Genomic DNA, 11,992 nt, shown 5'->3' with positions numbered 1-11,992 from the left:
ACATGGTGAGCGTAGCGGCGACGCTGAGACCTGGTACCGAAAAGCCGCCGAAGGCAACCACGCCAAAGCAATGCTCAACCTCGGCGTGTTGCACCATGATCGTGGCGACCTCGACAAAGCCGAAACCTGGTACCGCAAAGCCGCCGAAACAGGCAACACCACAGCGATGGGCAACCTCGGAGTCCTACTTCACGAGCAAGATCGAGCCGGTGAAGCCGAAACCTGGTTCCGCAAAGCCGCCGAAACAGGCTACCTCCCCGCGATGTACAGCCTCGGGATCCTATTGCTCGATCGAGGCCACACTGGCGCGGCCGAGAGTTGGTTGCGGCGCGCTTCCGAAGCAGGCCACACGAAAGCGATGTATGGCCTGGGAAACTTGCTTCGCAGCCGTGGCAAGGCGAGTGAAGCTGAAACATGGTTTCGAAAAGCGGCCGAAACTGAAGCCTGAACCGTAGGCGGATCGCTGGCACAGTGATTGATTCCCCACAGGACAGAGTCTCGAGGATCTGGTCGAGGACGCGACGGCGGCTTCGGCGGGTAGGACTTCTCCTGGATCCATGGGCGGGCCAGTGACGCGCGGTCTCCGTAGGGGTATCAGCGGCCAACGAGCCACCGTTGCTGTTTGCCGACTAGGATCGGATCCAGCAGGAGAGGCTGTTCGTCGCGTACTCCTCCCGCACGCTTACCGAAGTCACCAAACCTGACTCAAGCCCCGGCGGCGTAGCCCTCGTTGCCCATCGCCTGGGCTGCGAGGCTCTTGCGGTACTGCTCCAGGGCCACCAGGTCGCCGAACAGCGTCATGTAGGTGTCGGGTTCCTCGCTGGCGGACAGGCGCTGCAGCTTGGATTTGAGCTCGGCTATCTGGCGGCCGACCCAGGCTTCCTGGGTGCGGGCGAGGATGGCGGTGATGAAGCGGGGGGTGTCGTTCTGGGAGCGGACCGGGAGTTGCTCGTTGGCCAGTTCGGAGACCAGGGCGCGGATCATCAGGTCGTCGGTGTGGTCGGCGACGGCGGCGACCCATTCGGCGCCGCTGAGGCCTGCTGCCGTGCCGCCTGCCTGGGCGATCATCAGGCGCACGGCCACGTAGGCGGGGTGGGTGAAGGCGGCGGCGTCGATGGCGTCGAAGGCGACGCCCGCGATGCCGGGGTATTGCAGTGCAGCGCTGAGGGTTTGGCGTTGGGCGTAGAGCACCGGGTCGTTCGGGGCGGGGCGGACCGAGGAACTCTCCTCGACGCGTGGCGCGGGGAGCGCCGCGGCGCCCTGCTTCAACGCGGGGGTGGCGTTGCCGCCCATCCGGTTCTTCTTCGCCTCTTCACCGACTCGGCGCACGACGAGCTGGATGTCGTCCCAGCCGACCCAGCCGGCCAGCTTGGTGGCGTAGCCCTTGCGGGTGGCGTTGTCCTTGATCTGGGCCACCACGGGCACCGTGCGACGCAATGCCTCGACACGCCCCTCGACATCGTCGAGATTGTGCTCGGCGAGCAGTCCGCGAATCACGAACTCGTACAGCGGAGTTCGTCGCGCCACCAGATCACGCACAGCACCGTCACCGGAGTGCTGGCGCAGCTCGCACGGGTCCTGGCCGTCGGGCGCGATCGCGATGTAGGTCTGGCCGGCCAGTCGCTGATCGCCGCTGAACGCCTTCAACGCCGCAGCCTGCCCCGCCGCGTCACCATCGAAGGTGTAGATGATCTCGCCGCGCCAGAAGTTGTCGTCCATCAGCAGGCGACGCAGCACCTGCAGGTGCTCTTCGCCGAAAGCGGTGCCACAGGAGGCAACTGCGGTTTTCACACCGGCCAGGTGCATGGCCATGACGTCGGTGTAGCCCTCGACGACCACGGCCTGGTGGCCCTTGGAGATGTCGCGCTTGGCGTGGTCGAGACCGAACAGCACCTGAGACTTCTTGTACAGCAACGTTTCCGGGGTGTTCACGTACTTGCCGGGCATGGTGTCGTCGTCGAAGAGCTTGCGCGCACCGAACCCGATCACCTCACCGCCGAGATTGCGGATCGGCCACAGCAGGCGACGATGGAACCGGTCGATCGGGCCGCGCTTGCCCTGCTTGGACAACCCGGCCGCTTCCAGCTCCTTGAACTCGAAACCCAAGCGCTGCAAGTGTTTTGTGAGACCGTCCCAGCCCGCGGGCGCGTAGCCGCAGCCGAACTGCTGCCAGACCGCCTTGTCGAAGTTGCGGTCGGTCAGGTACTTGCGCGCGGTCTCGGCCTCGGGTTCGTGCAGCATCGCCGCGTAGAACTCCTGCGCGGCGGCATTGGCGGCGACCAGGCGCGAGCGGGTGCCGCGATCGCGCTGCACCGAGGTGCCGCCACCCTCGTAGTTGATCTGGTAGCCGATGCGGTCGGCCATCTGCTCGACGGCCTCGACGAACCCGATGTGTTCCATCTGCTGCAGGAACTTGTAGACGTCGCCGCCCTCGCCACAGCCGAAGCAGTGGAAAAGCCCATGGTTGGGCCGCACATGGAACGACGGTGATTTCTCGTCGTGGAACGGGCACAGACCTTTGATCGAGTCGGCGCCCGCGCGCTTGAGCGCCACGTACTCACCGACTACATCTTCGATCCGGACACGTTCACGGATCGCCGCGATATCGCGATCTGGGATTCGTCCGGCCACGGAGGCGAGTCTAGTCGGGTCTGCTCAGCGGCAGTCCAGCGAGGCGGCGACGCGTTCGAAGCGGCTCTCGGTGTAGGAGGCGATCTGGTCGATCACCACGCGCACGCGGGCGGCCTCGGTGGTGGCGGCGTTGAACCACGGCAGCATCTGATCGTCGAGGTGGGCGGGCGCGGTCGTGAGCAGGCGGTCGGCGACGGCCTGCACGCGCTCGCGCTGGGTCTGCTGCCGGGCGAGGTGGCCGGGGTCGGAGCGCACGTAGCGCAACGCCATGGTTTTGAGGACGGCGACCTCGGCGGCCACGATCCGCGGCACGATCAGATCGGCTTCGTAGCGGCTCAGCGGGCCCTCGCCGTAGCGTTCGTGGGTGGCCGAGATGGCGGCGGTGGCGAAGCGGCCGACCAGTTCGCTGGTGAGTCGTTTCAGGGCCACCGAGGCGGTGAAGCTGCCGTCGTAGTCGGCGGCGTCGCGCACGATGTCGAGTTCGGACAGGCGTTGCGCGGCGGCGGCGAGCGCGTCGATCGACTGGTCGGGGTGTTGGCCGTGCCCCTGTTCGGCCAGGGCGGCCTGTTCGGCGGGGTCGGCCAGGGAACGCAGGTCGAGGCGGCCGACGATCACGCCGTCCTCCACGTCGTGCACCGAATAGGCGACGTCGTCGGACCAGTCCATGATCTGACATTCCAGGCTCTGTTTGCGGTCGGGCGCGTCTTTGCGCACCCAGGCCAGGCGCTCGAGGTCGTCGTCGTAGGCGCCGAACTTGGTGCCGGAACCGCTTCTGCCCCACGGGTATTTGAGGGTGGCGTCCAGAGCCGCGCGAGTCAGGTTGAGCCCGAAGCTCTCTCCGTCGGGGGCGAGGATCTTGGGTTCGAGGCGGGTCAGGATGCGCAGGTTCTGCGCATTGCCTTCGAAACCGCCGTAGGCGTCGGCGAATTCGTCGAGGGCGCGTTCGCCGTTGTGGCCGTAGGGCGGGTGGCCGATGTCGTGGGCAAGGCCTGCCAGGTCGACGAGGTCGGGGTCGGCGCCGACACCGTCGGCGATGCTGCGCCCGATCTGGGCCACTTCGAGCGAATGAGTCAGCCGGGTGCGCGGGGTGTCGCCTTCGCGCGGGCCCATGACCTGGGTCTTGTCGGCGAGGCGGCGGAGTGCGGCGGAGTGCAGCACGCGGGCACGGTCGCGGGAGAACTCACTGCGATGGCCCTTGCCCGCAGCGCCCGGCCATGCGGTCTTGCCGGGCTCGTGGACCATGCGTTCCTGGTCGTGCGCGGTGTAGGTCTCTGTCATCTCACTGTCCCGCCTCATAAGGGAAATCCGCCGAGAAATGAGTGAGCTGGTACCAGAGCAGCGCGCCGGTTTCGCGGGCGATGCCGTGGAATTGTGACTCCCTCGTGTAGACGGCCGGTCCGGTGCGGGTGGGTGCGGTCCACGCCTGGAGGCCGGCGTCTCGAGCCATCGTTCTGGTTCGCAGTGAATGCCACGGATCGCTCACGAGTACGGCTGATGACATGTCGCGCTCCCCCATCGCCGCGGCGACGGCCTCGATGCTGCGCAGGGTGTCGGAGCCGGTCTCGACCGCGAGGATGTTCTCGCTCGGGACGCCCTTGTCCGCCAAATACTGTTTGCCCGAAGCGGCTTCGGTATAGAGGTCGCCTTCCTGCTTGCCGCCGACGGTGATCACCATCGGCGCCACCCCGGCTTCGTAGAGCCGCCACGCCTGATACAGCCGCGCCTCGAACACCGACGACGGCGTCCCCGAATACTGCGCGGCGCCGAGCACCACGATCGCGTTCGCGGGGGTGTAGTCGTCGATCCGCGCCACCTGCCACACCCGGAACGCCGTCCCGGCGACCAGGACCAACCCCATCAGCACCGCACCGACGACCAACCGGACGAACCACACCGAGACCGTCGACACCAGCCCGCGCGGATGCCTGACATCCGGGGCGGGCGCTGCCGTTCGCGAGTAACCCGATTTCACCTTCGTCAGTCTGCCAGGTCGGTCCGACGTGTCGCGTGGTCAGCGGTCACCACCGGATTCCGTTCCGGTGAACGTGCGGTCGGGGCGACTGGACTGGACCGCCCTCGCGTGTTCCTACGTCGAAGATGACGAGATGGCGGACGGGGCGATGAGCTGCTCGGTGACGATGTGCCGTCGTGGCGGGTCACCTACACCGACAACACACCTGCCACCTGCCACGAAGGGGGCGCATGGGCGCTACTCGTGGCCGAGGGCACTCCCCTGGTCGGCGACAAGGTCGACTTGCGCCGGGCCAGGGCAACGTTCGCCGAGCCCTGACCTACCAGCCGCGCGCACGCCACTCGGGCAGGTTCGCGCGGTCGGCGCCGAGGGTGGTGTCGTCGCCGTGGCCCGGGTAGACGACGGTGTCGTCGGGGTAGGGGTCGAAGAGTTTGGTGGTGACGTCGGTGAGGAGGGTGTCGAAGTCGGCGGGACTGTGCGTTTTGCCCACCCCACCTGGGAAAAGGGAATCGCCGGTGAAGAGGTGGGTGTGGCCTTCGTTGTCGGTGAGGGCGAGGGCGATCGAGCCGGGGGTGTGGCCGCGCAGGTGGATGACGTGGAGGGTGAGGTCGCCGAGTTCGATGGTGTCGCCGTCTTCCAGGAGGCGGTCGGGGCGGACCGGGATGTGGTCGGCGTCCAGGGTGTGCGCGGCGGTGGGCGCGTCGAGGGTTTTGGTTACCGCGGTCAGTGCCTGCCAGTGATCGGGGTGGCGGTGGGTGGTGATGATCTGTTCGACCTGGCCGGGGGTTTCGAGGGCGGTGAGTTCGATGATGCGGTCGGCGTCGTTGGCGGCGTCGATCAGGACGGTGGCGCCGGTGGTGGTGCTCTGGATCAGGTAGGTGTTGTTGTCCATCGGGCCGACGGACATCTTCACGATGTGGGCGCCGGGGATGTCGCGCTGCTCGGCGTCGCCGCCCGCGGTGACGTGGCCGGTGTAGTGGCGATCGACTGAGACCATGCCCCGATCGTAGAAGCCGCGCGTCACACTGTCGTGTTCTTGTCGGTCGCGACGGTTAGATTCGACACATGCCGCTGTCGAGGAAGCGATCGGCCGAACTCCGCGCGTTGACTGTGCGTCTGCGTATCGCGCGGCACAGCGGTGTGCGGGGCCACCAACCCCACGCCGAGCAACACCCGCGTCGACCGGGCGGAGCTGTCCGTCGTGGTGGTCAGCGGGCACTGATCGCGGCGATGATCGCCGCGCTCGTCGTATTGTGCGCGCCGAGTGCTGTTGCGGAGCCACCGTCGCGGATGGGTCCGCAGGTGGTCGACTCGGCGGGTGTGTTGAGTGCCGCCGACGAGCGCCAGGTGCTCGATGCGGCCGACACGTTGTATCGCGAGCATCAGGTGAAACTATGGGTCATCTATGTGCGCGACTTCGCGTCGATGGCACCGCAAGATTGGGCCGACCGCACGTCCGCCCTCTCCGGCTTCAGCGAGCGTGACCTGCTGCTTGCGGTGGCCGTCGACGACCGCGGGTACTGGCTCGACGGCACCCTGCCCGAGGGTGTGAGCGATTCCGAACTGGACTCGTTGCTCGCGGGTTCGGTGGAACCCGATCTGCGCGACCAGAAATGGGCGAAGGCCGCGATCGACACGGCCGAGGGTCTCGGTTCGGCGATGCACGGTGGTGGGGTGCCGTGGGGTGTGCTGATTCTTATCGCGCTGGCCGTGATCGTGGTGGCCGGGGGTCTGGTGTTGTTCTCGCGCAAGCGACGTGGTGACCGGGACCGTGCCGAGCTGACCACCGCGCGCGAGATGGACCCGACCGATTCGGCTGCGCTGGCGCGACTTTCGCTGCCGACCTTGCACGCGCTCTCCCGCGAGCGACTGGTCGAGATCGATGACGCGGTGCGAACCAGCGCCGAGGAATTGACCTTGGCCACCAGCGAATTCGGCGATACCGCGGTTACACCGTTCCGTACCGCGCTCGACGCCGCCCGCGCCGCCACCGCGAAGGCGTTCACGATTCGCCAGCAACTCGACGACGCCGTCCCGGAGACCCCGGACCAGCAGCGCGCGATGCTCATCGAACTCCTCGCCACCGCGGGCAAGGCCGATCGCGAACTCGACGCGCAGGTCGCCGATTTCGACGCGATGCGTGATCTGCTCATCGATGCGCCCGCCCGGCTCGACGCCCTCACCCGCGACATCATCGAGCTCACCGCACGCATGCCTGGCTCCGAAGCCGAACTGGCCCGGCTCAATTCGACCTACCCGCCCTCGGTCATCGCGCCGGTCCACGACAACGTACGGATGGCGCTGGAACGAATCACCTTCGCCCAGACCAGCATCGACAGCGCCCACACCGCACTCACCCAACCCGTTGGCCAACAGGGCGGGGCGGTCGCGGCGATCCGGGCGGCCGAGGGCGCGATCGGTCAAGCCAGGACCTTGCTCGATGCCGTCGATCAAGCCGCGACGAATATCCAGCAGGCGCGCGACGGTCTGCCCGCCGCCCTCGACGAACTGCGCGCCGATCTGAGCTCGGCCAAGAGCCTCACCGAGTTCGGCGGGGCCGACCTCACCGCAGCGGTCGCGTCCGCCACCGCAGCCCTGAACAACCCGAACGCCGAGACCGATCCCCTCGGCACGTTCCACACCGCGGTCACCGCCGACACCGAACTGGACCGGGCGATCGCGGCGGCCTCGGATCGCAAACTGGCCGTGGAGGATCTGCGCCGTCGGCTCGATCGCACCCTCACCGACGCGGCCGCGCGAATCGATGCGGCGTCGTCGTTCATCACCACCCGGCGCGGCGGTGTGGACGCCGAGGCCCGCACTCGGCTTTCGGAAGCGCAACGCCACCTCGCCGAAGCACGCGGGCTCGCGGGCAGCGACCCCGAACGCGCACTCGCCAGCGCACAGACCGCGGCCGATCTCGGCGGCCGGGCCATGCAGCAGGCGCAGGCCAGCGTGCGGGCATGGGAGACACGTCAGCCGATGTCGGGCGGCTCGCAGTCCGGTGCGGTGCTTGGCGGCATCCTCCTGGACGGGCTCTTACGCGGCGCGATGAGCGGAGGGTCTCGGCGCGGAGGGTATGGCGGTGGCTACCGGCCGGGGTCCTACGGCGGTTCATCGGGATCGCGGCGAGTCAGCCGAGGCGGCAGATTCTGATCCCGGTCGCGGGGCCTGCCATCGGCTGTCGCGGCAGACCGGCCAGGCCGTGAGCAGCACCGATGCGGTGACACGACAGTTGCGCTTGACTCTCTCACTGTGTGAGGCCGTACACCGGAAGGCGTCATGTTCAGTATCGGAGATTTCGCCAGACACGGTCAGGTGTCGGTGCGCATGCTGCGTCACTACGACGCGGTGGGTTTGTTGCCGCCTGCCAGGGTCGACGCGGCCACCGGCTACCGGTTCTATACCGCCGCGCAGCTGGCGCGGCTCAACCGGCTCGTCGCGCTCAAAGAACTCGGGTTCACGCTGGAACAGGTGGGCCGGATGCTCGAGCCAGGGCCGGACGCGGCAGGACTGCGCGGCATGCTCACGTTGCGTCGAGCCGAGTTGGAACAGCGGATCGCGGCGGACCGTTCGCGGTTGACCGAGGTGGAAGCGAGACTCCGAATCATCGAGAAGGAGGGCGTCATGCCCGATCAGGATGTGGTGATCAAGTCGGTGCCCGCGGTCAGGGTGGCCGAATCGTCCAGTTGGGCTTCGGGATTCGAGCCCCAGGCGATCAGTCCAGTGGTCGGACCGCTGTTCAGCGAACTGTCGGACCGGCTGGCGAAGGCCGGGATCGCGATCGCGGGTCCGGCGATCGCCTATTACGACCTGCGCGACGACGGCACGGTCGGCGTGCACGCCTGCGTACCGGTGAACGTGGAACCCGCTGCGGCACCGGACTTCTCGATCGTCGATCTGCCCGCGCTCGAGCACGTGGCGACCACCGTCTATCACGGAAATGTGAGCGGGATCGGCGCGGCGTGGCAGGCACTGGGTCGCTGGGTGGAGGACAACGGGCATCGCACCGGCGCGCCCGTGCGCGAAGTCACCCTGGAATGGACTCCCGACCCCGCTGGCTGGGTCACCGAACTGCAGGAACCTCTCGCACCGCGCTGAGGCTACGGCGACCGTGACAGGCGGGCACGGTCCGTGACAGTCGCCCGCGCTCAGTGACAATCGCCCGCAGTCGGTGACGGTCCGCGACGGTCGGGCACGGTCCGCGACGGTCGGGCAACGTCCGTGACAGTCGCCCGCGGACCGTGAAGCGCCGTGGTCGAGCGGTGGCCCGGTGGCCGGTCAGCCGACGCCACACAGCAGACTTACGCGGTTCCTCGGTCGGCGAACTCAGGCGGTCGCGGCTTCGCGGTCCGCGGGCGCCCAGGACAGTTCCGCGGCAACCGCGTCCAGTAGTTCGCCGGCGAGCGCGCCGCCGCCCAACCGGCCGATGGTGAGCCTGCCGAGGTAGGTGTAGACGAGGAAGGTGACGGCCGCGGACGCGCCCGTCGACGGGCGGGGGTGTGCGGAGAGGTAGACGATCTCGTAGTCGTCGAGGATCAGGCCGGCGGGGGCGCGGAAGGTGGGCACGGTTCCGGTGTTGGTCAACGCGATGTGACCCGCGGTGGAGTGAATTCGATTCGGCCCGTAGAAGTCCGGGAAGTGCAGGACGGACTGTTCGATCACGCCGTCGGCCAGGTCGTTGTGCAGGCTGGTGCCGATCCGGCGAGCGAGGACGACGAGGTCCTCGGTGTCGGCGGCGTCCGCGACGAAGGCGGCCAGACCGGACAGGTTGGTGCCCGCATCCGCCGCTACCGGCGGGTCGAGGCGCCTGCGCAGGTCGACGGGATACACGCACGAGACGCGGTCGGCGCCGGAGAGATCGGCGTAGGCCCGCAACACCGCGGCGGTGACCAACCCGTTCACGCTCACCGCATGCGCGCGAGCGATCTCGAGCACGCGGGCGGTAGCGACGGGATCGAGCTGAACTCGCGCGGGCCGGGCTAGCGTGGGCTGCGCCGGATCGGTTCGCTCGGCGCGAGCTTGCTCGGCGACCACGAGCGGCCTGGTCACCAGCTCCAGCCCCGACCGTTCCCCACGCTCGATCCCCCGCTGGGCCAGCAACGCTTCCAGCGACGCCGGGTACTCCGGGACCGTGCCCGGTCGAGTCTGTTCCTGAGCCGCAGTCGTTTCCCTCGCCGACACGTCCGCGCGGGTCGCGATCGCACCGGTCTCGACATAGTCGGTGTAGTACTCCCACAACCGCGCGAACAGCTCGACGCAATGCCCCGCGTCGGCCACGCTGTGGTGCACGAACAACGTGACCCGCGCCCGATCCTCTTCGGCGAGAACCACATCCAGATAGGCCAGTTGATCGCCGGGGTCCACCGATTCGGCGGGGATCGGCACCTCGTCGGGATCACCGAAACTCACCCAGGCGCCCACAGCGTCGATGTGCCCGGGCCGCAACAGGATCCCGTTGCCGTCATCGTCCTCGACGATCCGGCACACCAGAATCGGAAACGCCCGCTGCAAGGCCGCGAACGCCGCCCCGAGGGCAGCCGCGTCGAGTTCACCGAGCACCGTGACAGAACGTCCGGTATAGGTCGCATGCCGCACGAATCGTTGTTCCGACGGGTCGAGCACCCGCACCACATCATCGGTTTCCCACAGCACAACGAAAATCGTGAGGCAAGCGCCCACCCAACGCAAACCGTCAGCTACGCAGTGTGATCAACGCAGCTCGATCAAGATCAACATGCACTCACGCAGGTGCCCACTCGACCGATGCTCGCACGGTTACATGGTGATCAACCGTCCAGACCGTGTATGCGAAGGAACCCGCATCGGGTGGCCGATGCGGGTTCCTTACAGCTGGGAAATCAGGCGCCGATGAGGCGGGCTGCCAGGTAGGACTCGACCTTGTCCAGGGCGATGCGCTCCTGCGCCATCGAGTCGCGCTCGCGGATCGTCACCGCGTGGTCGTCGATGGTGTCGAAGTCGACCGTGATGCAGAACGGGGTACCGATCTCGTCCTGACGACGGTAGCGACGGCCGATGGCACCCGCGTCGTCGAAGTCGACGTTCCAGTTGCGACGCAGCTGGGCGGCGAGATCCTTCGCCTTCGGGGTCAGGTCGGCGTTGCGCGAGAGCGGCAGCACCGCGGCCTTGACCGGCGCCAGGCGCGGGTCCAGACGCAGGCTGATGCGCTCTTCGGTGGTGCCCTTCGCGGTCGGCACCTGGTCGACGGTGTAGGCGTCGACCAGGAACGCCATCAGCGAACGGGTCAGACCGGCCGCGGGCTCGATGACGTACGGCGTGTAGCGCTCACCCGACGCCTGGTCGCGGTAGCTCAGGTCGACGTTGGAGTGCTCCGAGTGCGTCTTGAGGTCGTAGTCGGTGCGGTTGGCGATGCCCTCCAGCTCGCCCCACTCGCTGCCCTGGAAGCGGAAGCGGTACTCGATGTCGGTGGTGCCCGCCGAGTAGTGCGACAGCTTTTCCTTCGGGTGCTCGAACAGGCGCAGGTTCTCCGGGTCGATGCCGAGGTCGGTGTACCAGGACAGACGCGTGTCGATCCAGTACTTGTGCCACTCCACGTCCTCGCCGGGCTTGACGAAGAACTCCATCTCCATCTGCTCGAACTCGCGCGTGCGGAAGATGAAGTTGCCGGGGGTGATCTCGTTGCGGAAGCTCTTGCCGATCTGGGCGATGCCGAACGGCGGCTTCTTACGCGCGGTCTCCTGCACGTTCTTGAAGTTGACGAAAATGCCCTGCGCGGTTTCCGGGCGCAGGTAGTGCATGCCTTCTTCGTCATCGACCGGGCCCAGGAAGGTCTTGAGCAGGCCGGAGAAGTTACGCGGCTCGGTCCACTTGCCGGGCTGGCCGGTGTCGGGATCGTTGATGTCGGCCAGGCCGTTGGCGGGCGGGTGGCCGTGCTTGGCCTCGTAGGCCTCGATGAGATGGTCTGCGCGGTAACGCTTGTGCGTGTGCAGCGACTCGACCAGCGGATCGGAGAAGGTGGCCACGTGGCCCGACGCTTCCCAGACCTGGCGCGGCAGGATCACCGAGGAATCGAGGCCCACGACATCGTCGCGGCTGGTGACCATGGTCCGCCACCACTGCCGCTTGATGTTGTCCTTCAGTTCGACGCCGAGTGGACCGTAGTCCCACGCCGATTTGGTGCCTCCGTAGATCTCACCGCACGGGTAGACCAGACCCCGGCGCTTGGCGAGGTTGGCAACGGTGTCCACCTTCGACTTGGGTGCCACGCGAGATTTCTCCATCCACTGCGAGTCGGAATTGTTCGGTAGGTCGTACCGGTGTTCGACGCGGCCTACCGTACGTAAGTGGGTCCAGCGTATCGGGACGGGTCCAGTGGGTTTGCAGCAGCCGAGGTCTCCGCGCGGCGCG

Annotated in this window: 10 protein-coding genes; 4 read left to right on the top strand and 6 right to left on the bottom strand. The window is 67.4% G+C overall.

Annotation, left to right across the window (positions count from 1 at the left end; translation table 11 throughout):
* Nucleotides 1-448: tetratricopeptide repeat protein (locus ACFW6D_RS15215; RefSeq protein ID WP_379328487.1), on the top strand; the 448-nt coding region annotated here is incomplete at its 5' end.
* A 257-nt stretch (nucleotides 449-705) separates the two neighbouring features.
* Here the strand turns inward: ACFW6D_RS15215 and dnaG are convergent.
* Genes dnaG through ACFW6D_RS15200 form a run of 3 tightly spaced genes read right to left on the bottom strand, consistent with a single transcriptional unit; the run spans nucleotide 706 to nucleotide 4,489 of the window.
* Complete coding sequence (gene dnaG / locus ACFW6D_RS15210) at nucleotides 706-2,631, bottom strand: DNA primase (RefSeq protein WP_379328485.1); 1,926 nt, start codon at nucleotides 2,629-2,631, stop codon at nucleotides 706-708.
* A 24-nt stretch (nucleotides 2,632-2,655) separates the two neighbouring features.
* Nucleotides 2,656-3,909, bottom strand: a complete 1,254-nt coding sequence (locus tag ACFW6D_RS15205) for a deoxyguanosinetriphosphate triphosphohydrolase (RefSeq protein WP_379328483.1) — start codon at nucleotides 3,907-3,909, stop codon at nucleotides 2,656-2,658.
* 1 nt (nucleotide 3,910) lies between these two features.
* Nucleotides 3,911-4,489 carry a YdcF family protein gene (locus tag ACFW6D_RS15200; RefSeq protein WP_379328503.1) on the bottom strand — a complete coding sequence of 193 codons (579 nt, stop codon included), beginning with the start codon at nucleotides 4,487-4,489 and terminating at the stop codon, nucleotides 3,911-3,913.
* A 282-nt stretch (nucleotides 4,490-4,771) separates the two neighbouring features.
* Between ACFW6D_RS15200 and ACFW6D_RS15195 the strand changes: the two genes are divergently transcribed.
* Complete coding sequence (locus ACFW6D_RS15195) at nucleotides 4,772-4,921, top strand: hypothetical protein (RefSeq protein ID WP_379328481.1); 150 nt, start codon at nucleotides 4,772-4,774, stop codon at nucleotides 4,919-4,921.
* Nucleotide 4,922: 1 nt separating this feature from the next.
* On the opposite strand, the gene ACFW6D_RS15190 is transcribed toward ACFW6D_RS15195, so the two are convergent.
* Entirely contained in the window at nucleotides 4,923-5,600 is a 678-nt protein-coding gene (locus ACFW6D_RS15190; RefSeq protein WP_379328479.1) for an MBL fold metallo-hydrolase, read from the bottom strand.
* A 68-nt stretch (nucleotides 5,601-5,668) separates the two neighbouring features.
* Between ACFW6D_RS15190 and ACFW6D_RS15185 the strand changes: the two genes are divergently transcribed.
* Nucleotides 5,669-7,759 carry a TPM domain-containing protein gene (locus ACFW6D_RS15185; RefSeq protein ID WP_379328477.1) on the top strand — a complete coding sequence of 697 codons (2,091 nt, stop codon included), beginning with the start codon at nucleotides 5,669-5,671 and terminating at the stop codon, nucleotides 7,757-7,759.
* A 126-nt stretch (nucleotides 7,760-7,885) separates the two neighbouring features.
* On the top strand, nucleotides 7,886-8,704 hold the full coding sequence (locus tag ACFW6D_RS15180) for a MerR family transcriptional regulator (protein WP_379328475.1): 819 nt from the start codon (nucleotides 7,886-7,888) through the stop codon (nucleotides 8,702-8,704).
* A gap of 228 nt (nucleotides 8,705-8,932) precedes the next feature.
* Here the strand turns inward: ACFW6D_RS15180 and ACFW6D_RS15175 are convergent, their stop codons facing one another.
* The gene (locus ACFW6D_RS15175) at nucleotides 8,933-10,258 is read right to left on the bottom strand and encodes an acyltransferase (protein WP_379328473.1); all 1,326 of its coding nucleotides are present in this window, start codon (nucleotides 10,256-10,258) and stop codon (nucleotides 8,933-8,935) included.
* Between the two features lie 206 nt (nucleotides 10,259-10,464).
* Nucleotides 10,465-11,865 carry a glycine--tRNA ligase gene (locus tag ACFW6D_RS15170; RefSeq protein ID WP_378637754.1) on the bottom strand — a complete coding sequence of 467 codons (1,401 nt, stop codon included), beginning with the start codon at nucleotides 11,863-11,865 and terminating at the stop codon, nucleotides 10,465-10,467.
* Nucleotides 11,866-11,992 lie beyond the last annotated feature (127 nt).

This window comes from Nocardia sp. NPDC058705, from assembly GCF_042749305.1.
In the GTDB taxonomy this organism is placed as follows: Bacteria; Actinomycetota; Actinomycetes; order Mycobacteriales; family Mycobacteriaceae; genus Nocardia.
Note: the sequence above shows the minus strand (reverse complement) of the source record. Positions and strands in the feature narration are given on the sequence as shown.